General features: G+C 36.7%; 15 protein-coding genes and 1 pseudogene. 8 read left to right on the forward strand and 8 right to left on the reverse strand.

Translation table 11 applies throughout. From position 1 onward, the window contains the following. The first annotated feature begins 272 nt into the window (after positions 1-272). The 4 genes from secA (at position 273) to prmC (ending at position 5576) form a co-directional block, all read left to right on the forward strand. Entirely contained in the window at positions 273-2990 is a 2718-nt protein-coding gene (gene secA / locus ACFIJ0_RS03555) for a preprotein translocase subunit SecA (RefSeq protein WP_375644107.1), read from the forward strand. After that, a complete protein-coding gene (locus ACFIJ0_RS03560) occupies positions 2929-3420 on the forward strand; it encodes a Fur family transcriptional regulator (RefSeq protein ID WP_375624644.1) in 492 nt (163 codons plus the stop codon). Before secA ends, ACFIJ0_RS03560 begins: the two co-directional genes overlap by 62 nt. 216 nt (positions 3421-3636) lie before the next feature. Then, positions 3637-4713 (forward strand): peptide chain release factor 1, encoded by a 1077-nt coding sequence (gene prfA / locus ACFIJ0_RS03565; protein WP_375624645.1) that lies wholly within the window; start codon positions 3637-3639, stop codon positions 4711-4713. Further along, positions 4710-5576: a peptide chain release factor N(5)-glutamine methyltransferase gene (gene prmC, locus ACFIJ0_RS03570; RefSeq protein ID WP_375644105.1), complete on the forward strand. Its 867-nt coding sequence runs from the start codon at positions 4710-4712 to the stop codon at positions 5574-5576. Before prfA ends, prmC begins: the two co-directional genes overlap by 4 nt. Here prmC and nrdF read toward each other — a convergent pair. From nrdF to nrdH, 4 genes are read right to left on the reverse strand one after another with little or no spacing between them, the layout of a single operon-like run. Then, on the reverse strand, positions 5573-6547 hold the full coding sequence (gene nrdF / locus ACFIJ0_RS03575) for a class 1b ribonucleoside-diphosphate reductase subunit beta (RefSeq protein ID WP_012754609.1): 975 nt from the start codon (positions 6545-6547) through the stop codon (positions 5573-5575). The genes prmC and nrdF overlap by 4 nt on opposite strands. An 11-nt stretch (positions 6548-6558) precedes the next feature. Then, complete coding sequence (nrdE, locus tag ACFIJ0_RS03580) at positions 6559-8709, reverse strand: class 1b ribonucleoside-diphosphate reductase subunit alpha (RefSeq protein ID WP_375624647.1); 2151 nt, start codon at positions 8707-8709, stop codon at positions 6559-6561. Further along, entirely contained in the window at positions 8691-9089 is a 399-nt protein-coding gene (gene nrdI, locus ACFIJ0_RS03585; protein ID WP_375624648.1) for a class Ib ribonucleoside-diphosphate reductase assembly flavoprotein NrdI, read from the reverse strand. Before nrdI ends, nrdE begins: the two co-directional genes overlap by 19 nt. Next, positions 9089-9313 carry a glutaredoxin-like protein NrdH gene (gene nrdH / locus ACFIJ0_RS03590; RefSeq protein ID WP_005774163.1) on the reverse strand — a complete coding sequence of 75 codons (225 nt, stop codon included), beginning with the start codon at positions 9311-9313 and terminating at the stop codon, positions 9089-9091. Before nrdH ends, nrdI begins: the two co-directional genes overlap by 1 nt. 679 nt (positions 9314-9992) lie before the next feature. Here nrdH and ACFIJ0_RS03595 point away from each other — a divergent pair. The 4 genes and pseudogenes from ACFIJ0_RS03595 to ACFIJ0_RS03610 form a co-directional block, all read left to right on the forward strand. Then, positions 9993-10745: an ABC transporter ATP-binding protein gene (locus ACFIJ0_RS03595; protein WP_375624649.1), complete on the forward strand. Its 753-nt coding sequence runs from the start codon at positions 9993-9995 to the stop codon at positions 10743-10745. A 3-nt stretch (positions 10746-10748) separates the two neighbouring features. Further along, positions 10749-11618 (forward strand): metal ABC transporter permease, encoded by an 870-nt coding sequence (locus tag ACFIJ0_RS03600; RefSeq protein ID WP_375624650.1) that lies wholly within the window; start codon positions 10749-10751, stop codon positions 11616-11618. Positions 11619-11627: 9 nt separating this feature from the next. Further along, positions 11628-12545: a metal ABC transporter solute-binding protein, Zn/Mn family gene (locus ACFIJ0_RS03605; protein ID WP_375624651.1), complete on the forward strand. Its 918-nt coding sequence runs from the start codon at positions 11628-11630 to the stop codon at positions 12543-12545. 1678 nt (positions 12546-14223) lie between these two features. Continuing rightward, positions 14224-14331 (forward strand): annotated as a pseudogene (locus ACFIJ0_RS03610) (DNA-binding protein); the annotation flags it as partial. Between the two features lie 104 nt (positions 14332-14435). On the opposite strand, the gene ACFIJ0_RS03615 reads toward ACFIJ0_RS03610, so the two are convergent. From ACFIJ0_RS03615 to ugpB, 4 genes are all read right to left on the reverse strand, one after another. After that, positions 14436-15482 (reverse strand): sn-glycerol-3-phosphate import ATP-binding protein UgpC, encoded by a 1047-nt coding sequence (locus tag ACFIJ0_RS03615; RefSeq protein WP_375624652.1) that lies wholly within the window; start codon positions 15480-15482, stop codon positions 14436-14438. Positions 15483-15484: 2 nt separating this feature from the next. Continuing rightward, complete coding sequence (gene ugpE, locus ACFIJ0_RS03620) at positions 15485-16336, reverse strand: sn-glycerol-3-phosphate ABC transporter permease UgpE (protein WP_375624653.1); 852 nt, start codon at positions 16334-16336, stop codon at positions 15485-15487. A 10-nt stretch (positions 16337-16346) separates the two neighbouring features. Next, complete coding sequence (gene ugpA, locus ACFIJ0_RS03625; RefSeq protein WP_375624654.1) at positions 16347-17231, reverse strand: sn-glycerol-3-phosphate ABC transporter permease UgpA; 885 nt, start codon at positions 17229-17231, stop codon at positions 16347-16349. Between the two features lie 95 nt (positions 17232-17326). Then, the gene (ugpB, locus tag ACFIJ0_RS03630; protein ID WP_375624655.1) at positions 17327-18661 is read right to left on the reverse strand and encodes a sn-glycerol-3-phosphate ABC transporter substrate-binding protein UgpB; all 1335 of its coding nucleotides are present in this window, start codon (positions 18659-18661) and stop codon (positions 17327-17329) included. Between the last annotated feature and the right edge of the window lie 642 nt (positions 18662-19303).

Genomic DNA, 19303 nt, shown 5'->3' on the forward strand with positions numbered 1-19303 from the left:
AACATGATAATAGAAAAAAATGACATATTGTATCTTAAATGACTTTGTATTGTATCAGTTAAATAGCATACCTAAAGTTGACATAGGGCGCTTAGCCTCTTATCTCTACTTTACAATTAAAGTGAAAAATTGCACACCAGCAAGTATAATGGTACCATCTGCATTTCATGATGTCTCTAATGATATCAGACAGCTTGAAGAAAATGTAGAGTATGGGGAGAGCGTATGAATTACCCAACAAGAGTGACAACAATTAAAAGAAAGGGCCAGAGATGGTCAGTTTAGGTATTTTTGCCCGTAAGTTTTTTGGTTCAGCTCATGAGCGACGTCTCAAAGCGCTCCGCCAAAAAGTTGCACAAATTAATGATTTGGAAGAACAATTCGTAAAATTAAGTGATGAGCAGCTTTGCCAAAAAACAGATGCCTTTCGTAAACGTCTCAGTGAAGGTGAAAGTGTTGATTTGCTCTTACCAGAAGCTTTCGCAACTGTTCGTGAAGCCGCAAAACGTGTTTATGATATGCGTCCTTTTGACGTACAACTTATTGGTGGAATGGTCCTTCACGACTGTGGCATAGCTGAAATGCGTACTGGTGAAGGTAAAACATTAATGGCAACTCTACCGATTTATCTCAATGCATTGGAAGGTAAAGGCGTTCATGTTGTGACAGTAAACGATTATCTCGCCAGTCGTGATGCTGAAACAATGGGAAAAATTTTTAGTTTTCTAGGGCTTACAACAGGCGTTATTCTTCATGATCTCGATAGTGATGCCCGCCGAGAGGCCTATGCATGCGACATCACCTATGCCACAAATAATGAACTAGGTTTTGATTATTTGCGTGATAATATGGCCTTCGATCGTAGTCAAATGGTCCAACGTGGACATCATTACGCTATTGTTGATGAAGTTGATTCGATTCTTATTGATGAAGCCCGTACACCCCTTATTATTTCTGGTCCTCTAGAAGATCGTACTGACTTCTATAACCTTATTGATACATTTATTCCTGCCTTAACTCCAGAAGACTATGAAATAGACGAAAAACAAAAAACAACGACCTTTACCGAAGTTGGTACTGAAAAAATTGAAAAAATGCTCGAACAAGCTGGGCATCTTAAAGGTCAAAGTCTTTATGACATAGAAAATGTCGCTATCGTTCATCATGTCAATAATGCTCTAAAAGCTCATAAACTGTTTGCTCGCGATAAAGATTACATTGTTCGCAATGATGAAATCGTTATTATTGACGAATTTACAGGGCGAATGATGCCTGGGCGGCGTTATTCTGAAGGACTTCATCAAGCGTTAGAAGCTAAAGAGCATGTTGCTATTCAACCAGAAAACCAGACACTTGCTTCCATCACTTTCCAAAATTACTTCCGTATGTATAGAAAATTATCTGGAATGACTGGAACTGCAACAACAGAAGCCGAAGAATTCAGAAATATTTATGGTCTTGACGTTGTCGAAATCCCTACAAATTTGCCAATACAACGTATTGATGAAGATGATGAAATTTATCGAACAGCAGAAGAGAAATATCGGGCAATTGTGCATGATATCCGTCAAGCACATGAAAAAGAACAGCCTATTCTTGTTGGAACAACCTCTATTGAGAAGTCAGAACAATTGGCAGAGCGTTTGCGAAAAGAAGGCATTACCGATTTTAGAGTCTTAAATGCTCGCTATCACGAACAAGAAGCATACATCATTGCGCAAGCAGGAGTTCCTAGAGCTCTCACCATCGCAACCAACATGGCAGGACGCGGTACGGATATACAGCTTGGTGGTAATGTTGAAATGCGCATCCGACAAGAGTTACAGGATATCCCCGAAGGTCCAGAGCGGACAGCTAAAATTGAAGAAATAAAAAAAGATGTTCAGAAACTTAAAGAAAAAGCTTTAGCGGCTGGGGGGCTTTACGTTATCGCTACTGAACGTCATGAAAGCCGTCGTATTGATAACCAGCTTCGTGGACGTTCTGGTCGCCAAGGCGATCCAGGTCGCTCAAAATTCTTTCTCTCTCTTCAAGATGATCTTATGCGTATCTTTGGCTCCAATCGTATGGATGGTATGCTGCAAAAACTTGGATTGAAAGAAAATGAAGCTATTATCCATCCATGGATTAATAAAGCCCTTGAAAAAGCACAAAAAAAGGTCGAAGCACGAAACTTTGAAATTCGTAAAAATCTGCTAAAATATGATGATGTCATGAATGATCAACGCAAGGTTATTTTTGAACAGCGTATGGAGGTCATGAACGCAGATGACTTATCAGAAATGATCCTTGAAATGCGCAATGAGGTCGTAGAGGATCTCGTAGAGGCTTATATTCCATCAGGAACATATTCTGAAAAATGGGATGTAAAAACTCTCGAAGAAGAACTTAAACAACTCTTTAATCTTGAGCTTCCAGTAGAAGAATGGGCAAAAGAAGATGGAATTGCCGAAGAGAAAATTTTAGAGCGTGTATCAGATGCTGTTACAAAACTTGAAAATGAGCGTACTGAACACTATTCTCGAGAAGTTATGGCTTATTTTCACAAAGCGGTATTGCTCGAAACTATTGACACGTTATGGCGTGAACATCTGGTGAGTTTAGACCATTTGCGTTCTGTTGTTGGTTTTCGTGGTTATGCGCAGCGGGATCCGCTCAATGAATATAAGACAGAATCATTTGAACTCTTTCAAAGTATGTTGAGAAATTTGCGCCAAATTGTCACTTCTAAGCTTATGCGCTTTGAAATCATTCAACAACCCACAAAACCGACCATGCCTGAGAAAACTGATGCTGCTGCTTCTGTCTTTAATAAGCAAAGTCAAGAAAATGCTCCCACCTTATTGACACGATCACAAGAAAATAGATTTGTTAATTCACAAGATCGTGATCCTAACGATATAACCACATGGGGAAAAGTTGGTCGTAATGAGCGTTGTCCTTGCGGTTCAGAAAAAAAATATAAACACTGTCATGGAGCCTTTGTTTGAAAAGCACATTATGAAAATGAATAAAAAGCGAAATTATGAGCAAGAATTGCGCACAGCTGGTTTGAGGGTAACACGTCAACGACGAGTTATTCTTGATATTTTGACTGATACAAATGATCATCCCAATGCATTTGAAATTTTTCAGCGTGCAAACAAAATAGATTCGAGTATTTCACTCTCAACTGTTTATCGAACCATGAAAACATTAGAAGGAAATGGAACAATTCATCGCCATAGCTTTAGTGGTGGTCCATCTCGTTTTGAGCAAGCAGATGGACAACATCATGATCATCTCATCGATATAGACACAGGAAAAGTTATCGAGTTTCATTCTGATGTTATTGAAAAGCTGCAAGAAGAAATTGCAAAATCTCTTGGTTATGATATTATCCATCATCGGCTTGAAATTTACGGAAAAAAAAACTCTTAAAAAAGTGATTATATATTATTAGATAAAATACCTCAGGCAAATCAAGTTTTATAAAAATTTACCTTTAAAATATAATAGTTTTCATTGGTAAAAAATTGCTTTATTACCCTTTTTTGTATGATGCTATACGGTAATTTATTGCCAGTATTATAACAAAAAATTATCGCAACAAAATATTATAAAAATTGTATTATGAAAAATTAGGCTAATATTATCATGGTTTCTTTGCCACAAGATCGTATGAGACAGCTTGAAAAGCGCTTTGAAATAATTGAAAGCCAAATGACGACTAATCCAAATGCTGAAACATATGTAAAATTAGCTTCTGAATATGCAGGACTACAACCCGTTATTGCCTCTATACGCGCATTAAATGCTCTTTACGGAGAGATTACAGAATTAGAAACAATTATCAACGATAAACAAACAGATATAGAGATGCGTAATCTTGCCCAAGAAGAGCTACCATCGTTATATAAAAAAGTAGAGCAATTTGAAAAAGCACTCCAGATTCTGCTTTTGCCTAAAGATGTTGCTGATGAAAAAAATGCTATTGTTGAAATTCGAGCAGGAACGGGTGGATCAGAAGCAGCACTTTTTTCCGGTGATCTTTTCCGCATGTATGAACGTTATGCCCATGCTCACCATTGGAAAGTAGAAGTTATTTCACTCAGTGAGGGAGAAGTTGGCGGATATAAAGAGATTATTGCTACCATCTCAGGAAAAGGTGTCTTTTCTAAATTAAAATATGAATCAGGGGTTCATCGTGTGCAACGCATCCCCGAAACAGAAACCGGTGGACGTATCCATACATCTGCTGCTACCGTTGCAGTCCTTCCAGAGGCTGAAGAAATTGATATTGATATTCGTCCTGAAGATATTCGTATCGACACAATGCGTGCATCTGGAGCAGGAGGACAGCATGTTAATACAACGGATTCAGCTGTTCGTATCACGCATATTCCAACAGGAATTATGGTCGTACAAGCAGAAAAATCACAACATCAAAACCGAGCGCGAGCCCTTCAAATTTTACGGGCACGCTTATTCGATATCGAACGACAAAAAGCGGAAAGTGAACGTTCAGCTTCTCGTAAAAGCCAAGTTGGTTCTGGTGATCGTTCAGAACGTATTCGTACCTATAATTTTCCACAAGGACGTGTCACAGATCACCGTATTAATCTAACCTTGTATAAACTTGATCGCATTCTAGAGGGAGATCTTGATGAGCTTCTTCATGCACTCATCTCAGATCATCAAACAACACTGCTGATGGAAATGGATAATAATTGAGCAAATATTCTTTTAAGAATGTCATCCAACAAATGCAAGAAAAATTGCGCACGAAAGGAATTACTGAAGCCGATCTCGATGCGAAAATACTCGTTGAATGGGTAACAGGAATAAATGCTGCTGAAAGAATTTCTAAACCAGATATGCATCTGTCTTCTGAGCATATGATACAAATAGAACAGGCTTTACAACGGCGCATTGCAGGCGAGCCCGTCTACCGTATTATAGGAGTACGAGAATTTTATGGTATATCTTTTACATTGTCTCAAGAGACGTTAGAACCTCGTCCTGATACAGAAACGCTGATAGATCTTGTTCTCCCTTTTCTCCAAAAACAAGTCGAAAAATTAGGAAGAACAACATTTCTTGATATGGGAACGGGAAGTGGTGCCATTGCCATTGCACTCCTTAAACACATTCCCCAATCCTATGCGGTGGCAGTCGATATTTCTGAAGATGCCCTTAAAACAGCGAAAAAAAATGCAAAAAATGCTGAAGTAGCACACCGCTTCACACCTCTTCTTAGCGACTGGTTTGATTCTGTCACAAATCGCTTTGATTTCATTGTTTCCAATCCACCTTATATTCGCGCAAAAGATATCAAAAAACTCGCAAAAGAAGTGCGCTTACATGACCCATTGCGCGCTCTGATAGGAGGGGAAGATGGATTTGATTTTTATCGAAAACTCGCCTACGACGCAGCCAACTACTTAAAAGAAAACAGCTATGTCGGTGTTGAAATTGGTTACTCTCAAGAAAATGAAGTCTGCAATTTGTTTGAAAAAAATGGTTTTCAATGTTTAGAAGTGCGCAAAGATCTAAGTGGAATACCCCGCGCACTTCTATTTGCATACAAACATTAAAATTCCCAATCATCATCCGTGGTAGCAACCGCCTTGCCAATGACATAAGAAGAACCTGCCCCTGAAAAAAAGTCATGATTTTCGTCAGAGTTTGGTGATAAAGCTGCCAAAATAGCAGGATTAACACGACAAACCTCAGGGGGGAAAAGAGCTTCAAAACCTAAGTTCATTAAAGCCTTGTTAGCATTATAATGAAGAAAAATTTTAACATCTTCTGTCAATCCAAGTGCATCATAAAGATCTTCAGTATATTTGCACTCGATATTATAAAGATCAAAGAGCAGGTTAAAAGCAAAATCTTTAATTTCTTTCTTTTTGGCTTCATCAAGCTTTGCAAAGCCCAATTGGAATTTATAACCTATATAATAACCATGGACTGCTTCATCACGAATGATTAGTCGAATGAGATCTGCTGTATTGGTCAACTTAGCACGACTGGCCCAATACATGGGCAAATAAAAACCAGAATAAAATAAAAAGCTTTCCAGCAAAGTCGAAGCAATTTTTTTCTTAAGTGGATCATTTGCTTCATAACGCTCAAGTACTAATCTAGCCTTTTTTTGCAAATGAATATTTTCTTCTGACCATCTAAACGCATCATCAACTTCTACCGTCGAACAAAGGGTTGAAAAAATAGAGGAATAAGAACGTGCATGAACCGCTTCCATAAAGGCAATATTTGTCAAAACTGCCTCCTCATGCTCTGTTATCGCATCAGCCAGAAGCGAAATGGCTCCGACAGTGTTTTGAATGGTATCTAAAAGCGTTAGTCCTGTAAAAACACGAATTGTTAATTTACGTTCTTCATCCGTTAAGCTTGACCATGAGGGAATATCATTGGAAAGTGGAACCTTCTCAGGTAACCAAAAATTCCCAGTTAAGCGGTTCCATACTTCAAGATCCTTCTCATCATGTAATCTATTCCAATTAACAGCGCACACAACAGGATTTTTGGTTGTAATCTTGGTCATATGATGATCTCCTATAAACTGCACGAAACACAGCCATCAACTTCTGTTCCACTTAATGCCACTTGCCTTAATCGTACATAGTAAATACTCTTTATACCCTTTTTCCAGGCATAAATTTGTGCGCGGTTAATATCACGTGTGGTAGCGGTATCAGGAAAAAATAATGTTAATGAAAGACCTTGATCAACATGCTGTGTTGCAGCAGCATAGGTATCTATAATTTTTTCAGGACCAATCTCATAAGCATCTTGGTAAAAATTCAAATTCGTATTATCCATATAAGGAGCGGGATAATAAACGCGCCCAATTTTTCCCTCTTTGCGAATTTCAATTTTTGAAGCAATGGGATGAATAGAAGAAGTGGCATGATTAATATAGGAAATAGATCCCGTAGGTGGGACTGCCTGCAAATTACGGTTATAAAGCCCATACTCAATAACTAATTTTTTGAGTTCCTGCCAATCCTTTTGATCTGGGATAACAATATTATTCCGTGCAAAAAGCTCTTGCACAAGCGCAAATTGCGGCTTCCATTCTTTTTCAATATATTTTTCGAAAAAACGTCCATCTGCATAAGCTGATTTTTCAAACCCTGCAAACATTTCTTGACGTTCGTGCGCAATTAAATTGGAAGCCCGTATGGCGTGATATGTCACAATATAAAAATAGATATTGGTAAAATCAATCGCTTCTGGAGACCCATAATAGATCTGCTCACGCGCTAGAAACCCGTGCAAATTCATTTGTCCCAAACCAATCGCATGACTTTCAGCATTGCCTTTTGCAATGGAAGGCACACAGGCAATATTGCTCATATCCGAAACCGCAGTAAGAGCACGAACAGCAGATTCCACGGTCTGTCCGAAATCAGGACTTTCCATTGCTTTGGCAATATTCATGGATCCAAGATTACAGGATATATCACTTCCAATCGTGCGATAAGTTAAATCTGTCTCCAGTTCACTCGCCTCACTCACCTGCAAAATTTCTGAACATAAATTGCTCATACTTATGCGCCCAGCTATCGGATTCGATCGATTAGCAGTATCCTCAAATAAAATATAGGGATAACCCGACTCAAATTGAATTTCCGCTAATGTCTGGAAAAAAACGCGTGCACTTATTTTATTTTTACGAATCTTTGCGTTATCAACAAAAGAACGATAATGCTCTGTTAAAGAAATATCGCTAAAGGGCTTACCTGTCACACGCTCGATATCATAAGATGAGAAGAGATACATATCCTCATTATTCCGTGCAAGCTCAAAAGTAATATCAGGAATAACGACACCAAGCGAAAGTGTTTTGATTCTAACTTTTTCATCAGCATTTTCACGCTTTGTATCCAAAAACTTCATAATATCTAAATGATGGGCATGCAAATAAACAGCTCCAGCTCCCTGTCGTGCCCCAAGCTGATTGGCATAAGAAAAAGAATCTTCCAAGAGTTTCATCACCGGCAAGACTCCTGAGGATTGATTTTCTATTTGCTTAATTGGTGCCCCAGCTTCCCGCAAATTCGTTAAACAAAGCGCCACACCTCCACCACGTTTTGAAAGCTGCAAAGCCGAATTAACCGAACGACCTATTGATTCCATATTATCTTCAACACGTAGCAAAAAACACGAAACCAATTCACCACGTTGTTTTTTCCCAGCATTTAAAAATGTCGGTGTTGCCGGTTGAAAACGTCCTGTAATAATTTCATCCACAAAACTTTCAGCAAGAGCTTTATTCCCTTGTGCCAAATATAAAGCTACAAGACAGACACGATCTTCATAACGTTCAAGATAACGCTTCCCATCAAAAGTCTTTAACGTATAACTGGTATAGTACTTAAATGCGCCTAAAAAGGTAGGAAAACGAAACTTAAATGCATAAGCACGTTTAAAAAGCTTTTTAATAAAAGAAAAATCATAAAGCTCAAATAAAGCTTTTTCATAATAACCTTCTTCTATTAAGTAATCTATTTTTTCCTTCAGGTTATGAAAAAAAACTGTATTTTGATTAACATGCTGAAGAAAATATTGCCGTGCGGCAAGCCGATCCATATCAAATTGAATATGACCATTTTCATCATAAAGATTAAGCATTGCATTCAGCGCATGATAATCAGTAATCTGATCCGATTTCTGCGATTGTCCTATACCAATTGTTTCCAAAATCTTTCCAATCCCTTTTTTACATAAATAACGTCTTCATCAGTGCCACGCAGCTCAAAACGATAAAGGCAAGGTACACAACATTTTTCAGCAATGATTTTACTTGCTAAATTATAATAGCGACCAAAATTACGATTCCCACCGCCAATGACACCACGAATTAATTTTCGGTTCTCAGCTTCATTAAGAAAATGGACAACTGCTTTCGGCACTGCTCCTCTTCCTTCACCATCTGCGTATGTAGGGACAACCAGTACATAAGGTTCACCAACCAATGCAGAAGGCGTTATTTTATCAATTTTGAAGAGTCGTTGACCAAGCTGCGAGACAAAATGTTCTGTATTACCCGTTGCACTCGAATAATAAACAATAAGCCCCATTAAGCACAAAGACCACTAATCATATCGGGTCTAAAACCAGACCAATGATTTTCACCACAAACAACGACAGGAACCTGACGATACCCCAGAGATTGAACAAAACTGTATGCTTGTTCATCACAAGAAATATCAACAACACGATAATGAATGCCTTTTGCATCAAAAGCGCGGCGTGTAGCATCACATTGAACACAAGATGGTTTGCTATAAATAGTGATCGACATTTTCTTCAACTTTCATAATTCCAAACAATCAACCCTAAAAGGTCAATCTAATAATTTTATAGGTACTCAAGAATAACAAAAAATAGAAATTGTACGCAAAACATGTGGTTATTTTCAAATAGTACACAACTTCCTGAACATAACAGAATTCCTCATCAAATAACTTCAAAGACTATGATGAGAAGAAGCGATTATTCTATAACTTAAATGGCCAAGCCCCCCAGTTATAAACAATCTTTTTCTTGCATTACAATTCCCTCCTGCTGTCTAAAAACTAACGTTCTAAACTACCGTTTTTCAAGAGTTCTGTTTTACTCTTTTACGGCAAAAATCAATTACAAAAACGAAAGGGAATCCTTCCAAAAGAGATCCTTCAGCAAAAATACTGCTACACCCTTGGCCAATAAACTCTTTACAATAATGGAAATAACTTAGATACCAAACGAAACACACTAACACCCTCTCTTGTGCTTATTTAGAATCACCAATCATTTTGATACTATATATAGTATATACTCTCTCTCTTTCGTCAAGGTGAATTCAATTATTATTTTTAATTTTCCCCGATCTTCCCACTAAAATTTTCAGTCCTCAAAACTATGTAATAATATCATTTTATTGACAAACGTTATATTATTACATAGTTTCTAAAATAATTAAGAAACGATGGTAAAAAAATATGGATCTGCACTTCAATAAGACAACATTAGGCTATAGGAATAGAATAGCAATAAAGAACTTTTCAGCAAAGTTAAAAGCTGGTTCATTGGTCGCAATAACAGGTGATAATGGCGCTGGAAAATCAACACTGCTAAAAGCCATCGCCGGATTGATTAAACCTCTTAAAGGAAAAATTACAAAACCAAAAAAAAGCCGCATTGCTTATCTTGCTCAACAATGTGATGTAGATCAAACATTTCCAATTGATGTGAAAACGCTTGTAAAAACAGGACTGTGGTCTTTTTGTGGATTATGGAAAAATCAGCGCCCTTATGATTCTAAGATTCAAAATGCGCTTGAAATGGTTGGGCTTACAGAACTCGCACCCCGTTCGCTTGAAACATTATCAGGCGGGCAATTACAACGCGCTCTTTTTGCACGTATCATTGTGCAAGATGCTAATATTATTTTGCTTGATGAACCTTTCAATGGTGTAGATCATAATACCCAAAAAGACCTTCTTGCACTGATCACATACTGGCAACAGCAAGGACGCACAGTTCTCACCGCACTCCATAACCCTCTTATCGTGCAAGAATTTTTCCCCCAAATGATTCAAATTAATCAACAAAACGCCTTTTATAGAGAAACAACACAGTTTTTAAACAACACCATTCATCACGTTATGCAACCTCTCACATCCAATTCTTTTCCTATTAGCGCACAAAAACAAAATCTTCCCATCAATGATCCTCTCTTTCTTAGGTTATAAGACGTGTATGCATTTTTTCTTGCCCCCTTTGTTAATTTCCAATTTATGCAAAACGCCCTTATTGGTTCTATGTTCCTGTCTATTAGCGCTTGTCCTGTTGGTGTGTTTTTGATGCTCCGTGGAATGAGCTTGATAGGAGATGCTATCTCTCATGCCATTCTTCCTGGTGTTGCAACTGCTTTTCTGATTTGTGGCTTTTCCCTCATATCTATGACACTTGGGGGCATCTTCGCTGGCATTATTGTTGCTTTAGCAACCATTTTAATTTCACGAAATAGCTTTCAGAAAGAAGATGCATCCATGACCGTCTTTTATCTTATTGCACTCGCAGCAGGTGTCATTATTATCTCACTGAAAAACTCAACAATTGAGCTGCTTCATCTCTTATTCGGATCGGTTCTTGCACTTGATGCACAAGCCCTTTGGTTAATCACTACTATAATGCTGATTACACTATGCAGCCTTTGTATTTTTTGGCGTGCACTCGTTTTAGAAAGCTTTGACCCCCTCTTTTTTAAATCACTCTCTCCATTGAGTAAATATATTCATATCGCATTGCTTGGACTTGTGGTGTTAAATCTGGTTGGAGGCTTTCAATCACTAGGAACATTACTTTCCGTTGGAATTATGATGATTCCAGCTATTACAGCCCGTTTTTGGTTTTCACGGCTAGTCCCCATTTGCGCACTTTCCACTCTTTTTGGAATCATTTCTAGCGTATGTGGTCTCCTGCTTTCTTTTCATCTTTCACTTCCCTCCGGTCCTGCTATCATCATTGCCGCAGGATTTATTTATCTTTTTTCCTGCTTGATAAGTCCACGTGGCTTTATTGTAACATGGTTTCCCCACCTCTTTTACACCTCCTCACTTTAAGGAAAAAATGTGCCTAAGTTTGCTCAAAAATTTGTTCTTCTTGGAGCTTTATTGCTTGCCCTTTCTCCATTTTCTGCTTCTGCACACAATAAAATAAAAGTTGTTGCGAGCTTTTCCATTCTCGCAGATCTCGTAAAAAATGTAGGAGACAACCATATCTCTATGACCACTTTTGTAGGTCCCAATGCGAATACCCACGCTTATGAACCTACCCCCCATGATGCTCAAGCTCTTAGAAATGCTCAAATTATTTTCATCAACGGACTTCATTTAGAAGGATTCATTGATCGCCTCATTACAGCCAGCGGTACAAAAGCACTTCTTGTCGAAGTTAGCGCTAACATTCCCTCCCTCAAAATGAAAAATCAAGAACATAATGCCCATCACCACAACAGCGTTATTGATCCACACGCTTGGCAAACAATTCCCAATGTCAAAATCTATGTCAAAAATATCGCTACTGCTTTTTGTAAAATCGATCCACAATCCTGCACCAGCTACAAAAAAAATGCCGAAACCTACATCCAAAAACTTACAATAGCACAAGATACCTTAAAAACAAAAATTGCTACCATTCCTAAAGATAAACGTATCATTATCACATCTCATGATGCCTTTGGCTATTTTGCCGAGGAATATGGTTTTACTATCCTTGCCCCTCAAAGTGCTTCAACAGAAGCTGAAGCAACCGCAGCCGATGTTGCTAAACTTATCAAACAAATTAAAGCGAATAAAGCAGCTGCACTATTCGTTGAAAATATCTCTAATCCCCGTCTCATAAAACAGATTGCAAAAGAAACAGGTTTAAAAATTGGTGGGACACTTTATTCTGATGCATTGTCAAATAAAAATGGCCCTGCAGCAACTTATCTCGATATGATGGAACATAATGTAAATACCATCATTGATGCCATCACAAAACATTAAGATCTTCTACAAAAGAGATAAAAAGAGTTCATAAAATCGTAAGTCTATGATTATGTTACTAATGATACCCAACATCTATAATTGATAATATTGATACGAAATAAGGTTACTTTTAGAGAGAGATTTATACTCAATAGATGCTAAGATAGATAAAATATGACTTATTGCCTCATGGTGCCCAAACCATCAGCGGCATCATTCTATTTTCTAACGCTTCTTTTACAATAACTCTCAACACTTGAAACGATTCATAAGAAGCATTTGGTGTCTCTTTCTTAAAGTATTTTTATCTATCCAACTTCATTTATAACATACAAGTAGAATTAGTGTATGAATAAAAACCACTTGAAGAAAAAATTCCTCTTATGAAGAGTTTCAATACAATAATTTTTGCAATGTTGGAAACTGGCAGAGGGTATAATGATGTCCCCAGCTTGCGTTTTTATAAACATAAAGATGACGATACACAATCGATTTTATGTTATACTACTCATAAACAACTGCGTGAAAAAATAGTTGGAACAACCTTGCAAAATATTTTCTGTTTTGTATGAGAGATGCAATTCTATTCAAAGAACGCAATAAAAAATGTATCCGGCAATGCGTAATCTCCATTACGTAAGAGACATTGGCTCAGATGTTTTTGAAAATCGCAATACTAAATTAAAAGATGATGCTAAAGATAGAAACTATTTTTTGTCTTTATGCTTTCATATTCCTCCTAAATTAAGCTATCTCCTCATTTTAAAAATTACATAAGAAGATAAGTTTATTCCACTTTGATATACAAAAACTGAATAGAGCACTGAACCGTCTTCATATTTGTCTCAAACATACTGCTGTATACAGTTTAGGTTGATTTATAAGCAACAAAAAAGCACGCGCTTTATAAGAAAGCAATATCATAAAACCATTAATAGACTGACAATATATTGAAAAAATATACCAGCTTTTATAAAATACTTTACAAAACAACAATATAACTGTCTTTGTCCCTGCTGATTCTTATAGGTGTTCGCACCAATCATTTATGTCATATTCATAAAGATCTATTTGAGGATGATCTATAGGCAATTTTAAACTTAAGAATATAGAAAGATCGATGGGATGTTACAGATGTGTTTCATCTGCGTTTATCATTAAAAGTAATAAAAATTGTAAAACAAGCGCACCTCCTATCTCTCAGTGATTTCTTTTGCAACTGATCGGATACCCTCGCTGAGAATTGCACAGTGATTTACATGAGAAAAAATAAACTTGCAGCATGCGCGCATAGGTTTCTTTCTAATTTATGTGATTGATAGAAAAAACAAATGCTTCTTATAGAAGCTCTAAAACCATTTTAGATCATATAGTCAGCGGTAAAATAGAATGTGCCTATTCTCGTACAAACTCTTTAGAACAACATCGTATTTTGTGGATCAAATAGACTTCTTATGTTAGGGATCAAAGCTAAAATATGGGGCGCGACCCCCTTCATCTGTGAATCATTTTTTCTCTCTATTTCTCTCATTTACTTTTTATAAGATACATAAATTATTACATCAAGAAACATATGATAATATATTGTTTTTTTATAAAAATTCTGAATGAGAAAAATATGGCTAATAAATGATTATTCTATATTGATATTTTTTATAATGAAAATAATTTTATTATGTTTGATGTTTGAAATAATATTCTTCTTACAGACCGTGAAAACGCAAATTTTCTTCACATAAATGTTTTGATATTTTCAGCGTCATGGGACAATGGATCATTACCAAAACTTTTGAAATTTTGTTTTTAATCCCATCGGTTACAACCTGATTTTGTAAATGTAATCGAGAAAATCAAAACGCAACATTCATGACACAGCATAAAAGAAAGTCCCGTCACATCAATTAATGCTTACTTATTATTTGTGCGCTTTCCAGTGTTTTTGTTAAAAGTATGAAAATTCTGATGAGAGACAGTGAAACTTAGTTTTTGACCATAGTCGTGTGTCAAGCGTTCTTTTGTTTCAATCGTAAAGATGATACCATTCCAACGCGTTAAAACATGGCAACCTGTTCCAATAGGCTTGATAAGCTCAATTTTTGTGTGAAAAACAGGTCCTTTATCTGGATGTTCGCCCAATAAGATTATTTCAGGTCTGAATGCTAAAAGATCAGTTTCTTCGCCATAAGAAAATAAATGCCCTAAGTGTTGTTCTAAGACATGGCGATCAAGAAAATTCATAGGAGGAGAACCAATAAAATCAGCAACAAATGTTGTTGCTGGAGTGTCGTAAATTTCCATTGGTGTTCCAATTTGCTCGATAGCTCCTTTATTTAAAACGACTATTCTATCAGCTAATGTCATAGCTTCTAGTTGATCATGAGTAACATAGAGGCTAGTTGTTCCTAATGAACGCTGTAGTGTTTTTATTTCAATACACATTTGCGCCCGTAATTTTGCATCAAGATTTGAAAGAGGTTCATCAAAAAGAAAAACACGGGGTTGACGTACAATCACACGCCCCATTGCAACACGCTGACGTTGTCCTCCTGATAATTGTCGTGGCTTACGATCAAGAAATGATTCTATCTCCAAAAGTTTTGCAACATGTGCGATGCGTTTTTTAATTTCTTCTTTAGAGGTTTTCCGATTTTTAAGACCATATTCTAAGTTTCCACGAACTGTCATATGGGGATAAAGGGCATAATTTTGAAAAACCATAGCAATATCACGATCAGCTGGTTCACGATCATTGATACGTTCGTTATCAATACATAATTCACCTGAGGTAACTTGTTCAAGTCCTGCTATAATACGTAATAAGGTTGATTTTCCGCACCCTGAAGGACCGACAAGAACAAGAAGTTCTTTATCAGCAACAGTTAAGTTTAAATCATCAATGACCAGAATGCCGTTGTCATACCGTTTTTTTATATTTGATAACTGGATTATGGCCATAATTACTTCTCCGTTTCAATAAGGCCTTTGATAAAAAGCCGCTGCATGAAGATAACAACAAGAACAGGAGGAACCATGGCAACAACCGATACTGCCATGAGTATATTCCATTGAGGATCATGTTGAAGTGATTCGACAATAAGCTGTTTTAAAATAATAAGAATCGTTTGATGATTTTGATCCGTTGTGATGATAAGAGGCCAGAGATATTGTATCCATCCATAAATGAACATAATGATAAATAAAGCAGCAACATTGTTTTTACTAAGAGGAAGAAGAATATCCTTAAAAAATTTAACTGGACCTGCACCATCAACACGTGCCGCCTCTAAGAGTTCCTCTGGGATAGTCAAAAAAAACTGGCGAAATAAAAATGTAGCGGTTGCAGATGCAATAAGTGGAATAATCATTCCACTATAGGTGTCGATCATCCCCAATTTCGCAACAACCTCATAGGTTGGAAGAATACGAACTTCGACAGGGAGCATCAATGTAACAAAAATAAGAACAAAAGCAGTTTTTCGGAAGGGAAAACGCATGTAAACAATTGCATAAGCAGACAAAAGTGAAATAATAATTTTTCCAATACTAATCCCAAGAGCCATAATAAGTGAATTCATTAAGAGTGGCCAGAGGTTGGGCAGACCCAGTTGTGCAAGACCATCACCAAAGATTGTTTTATAATTTTCCAAAGCATATTTCCCAGGTAAAAGAGGAAGTGTTCCTGAGTTGAATGCTGCTGAACTATGGGTTGATGCAATGATAGCAACATAAACTGGAAAGCAAATAATGACAATGCCAACAATGAGAGTAATATGGGTTAGAAATTTTAAAACAGGGCGATTTTCAACCATAATTTACTTCCTAATATTGTACACGGCGCTCAATCCAGCGAAACTGGATAAAGGTTAAGACAATAACCATCAACATCAATATTGTTGATTGTGCTGCTGATGCACCAATTATTTGATTTCTAAAGCCATCGTCATATACTTTATAGACGAGTATGCTCGTTGCACGCGCAGGACCTCCAGAAGTTGTATTATCAATAATACCAAAAGTATCAAACATAACATAATTGACATTGACAATAAGAAGGAAAAACGTCGTTGGTGAAATTTGCGGGAAGACCACAGTCCAAAATCGTTTAAAGGGACCAGCACCATCAATGGCAGCTGCTTCTATTTGAGAACGCGGAACAGACTGAAGACCTGTAAGAAAAAAGAGAAAATTGTAAGAAATTTGTTTCCAACTAGCCGCAATGACAATAAGAATCATTGCTTGAGTGCCATTAATACGATAATTCCATAATATCCCTATTTTCTCGAGAAGAGAAGGGATAATTCCGATGGTGGGATGAAAGATAAACAGCCATAATATACCTGCCAATACTGGAGCAACAGCATAAGGCCAGAGCAAAAGCATTGTATAAGCCTTTTTTGCACGGATGACACGATCAACACAGACAGCTAAGAGAAGTGATATTGTCATTGAAACAACCGTAACTGAGATAGAAAATACTGCAGTTGTAAGAAGTGATTGCAGATAAGTAGGATCAGAAAGAACGGTTAGATAATTTTCAAAACCAATAAAGGTTGTTGTAAAGCCAAAAGGGTCTTCACGCTCAAAAGATGATTTTATTGCTTGAGCAGCAGGCCAAAAGAAAAACAAAAAAGTTACAAGAAGCTGAGGAAAAAGCAGTCCGTAAGAAAGTAGACTATTTTTAAAATATGCATGTTTTTCTTGCATTCGTAGGGCTCTTTAAATGTAGAGACTTTTAAAAGATAAACAAAAAGAACTCAACTGTTTTTGTTGAGTCTTTAATGTTGAACAATAAAACGAAATTAATGATTAGATTTTTCAAATTCACGCAAAAGTTTATTTCCACGTTCAACGGTCTCATCTAAACCATCTTTCGGTGTTTTTGAACCACTAAGAACAGCTTCCAACTCTTGATCAAGAATGGCACGGATTTGTGGTAAATTACCAAATCTTATCCCTTTCGAGTTAACTGTTGGTGGATTAAGATTAATCTGTTTGATAGCTATATCCGCACCTGGCGTTTTTTCATAGAAATGTTGTTTTTTGCTCAATTCATAAGTCGCTTTTGTGGTTGGAAGATAACCTGTTTCCTGATGCCATTTTGCTTGATTTTCTGTTTTTGAAAGAAATTTAAGAAAAGCGGCTGCTCCTGCATATTCCTTTGGGGTATGTCCCTTAAATGCCCAAATAGAAGCTCCACCAATAACTGAATTTTGGGGTGTACCTTCTGCATCCTTATAGTATGGCAGCATACCAACTCCCACATTAAACTGAGCTTCAGAAACAATTCCAGCATGTGATCCTGAAGATTGCAAAAAAATTGCACAATTTTGTGCCATAAACATTGGTGTTGAATCTAATGCACCTGCTGGACCACCATAACGGAAAATACCTTGATCAGACCACTTTTTCAGGTCAGTCCACATACGCACTTGTAAAGGTCCATTCAATGTAAGTTCTGAATCAAGTCCTTTAAAGCCATTTTCCTTTGTTCCAAAAGGAACATTATGCAACGCTGAAAAATTTTCTATACCAATCCATTGAGCAGCATAAGCCATTGTAAAACCACAAGTTGCTGCTTTAGTCTCAAGAATTTTTTTGGAAAAGTCTTCTATATCTTGCCACGTTTTAGGAGGCTGTTCTGGATCAAGCCCTGCTTTTTTAAAGATATCTTTGTTGTAATAAAGAATGGGAGTTGAAATATTGAATGGCATAGAGACGATACGTCTCTGTTCATCGGAGTAATAACCACTAATAGCAGGGAAATAATCTGTAGGATCAAATTCTTGTTTTGTATCAGCCATAAGTTGATAAAATGGATAGATTGCGTCTTTTGCAGCCATCATAGTTCCAGTACCAATGTCATAAATTTGGGCAAGCACTGGCTGTTTCTTTCCACGAAACGCTGCAATGAGTGAAATCAACCCCTCTTCATATTCTCCGCGAAATGAAGGAACAACTGTATACTCAGATTGACTTGCATTAAAATCGTTAATGAGACTTTCAGTTTGCTTTCCTAATTCACCACTCATAGAATGCCAAAAGCTGATTTTTGTCTGCGCAAAACTTGCTGTTATTCCCGCTGTGGACATTATGATAGCAACCGTGGCCGCTATAGAAAGATAAAAACGACTCATGGTTAACCCTTTCTGAAGTGATGGAATACAAACTACCCCTAAATTTATAGTATTACACATGAACATGCTATGACAGTTTTATTTCAGAAATATATCCTCTCATTTAAACACGAACCACCAAAAGGTCAAATAAATTTGTTTAAATTTATTCGTTTTCTTTTATAAGCTTTCTTATGTATTAACGAAATACGCGTTTGTAACTATCTGAAAAAATTGAGATGGCTTAAATAAGCAAAGTCAATTGGTAAAAAGATATAGATCGTAAATGTCATTCAATGACTATTTTAATATCTGGATTTACTTTTTTTAAAGAATTGTTTACTCTTTTGTTATTTGTCTTATAATTTCCGGCTTATAACTTTCACACGATGTTGCTACTGAATTTAACGAAGAAACAAATAGAATTTTTCTTAAAATTAAGAAAATCATTTTGAAGCGCTTAATAATCTCTTTTCCTGTAGTGAGATCACGACCCTCATGCAAAACAAAATGACATGATATTACCAACTTCCATGCTGTTAAAAAATCTTTCAATACATCTACATTTCATGATAGCTCCTATAAAATAAGCCATAAAGCCTCTCCACTAAAGTATATAAGACTTTTTGTATGCCATCATTTTTACACTTCATAAAAGTGCAA

This window comes from Bartonella sp. OC68QHHN, assembly GCF_042193875.1.
GTDB lineage: Bacteria > Pseudomonadota > Alphaproteobacteria > Rhizobiales > Rhizobiaceae > Bartonella > Bartonella grahamii_A.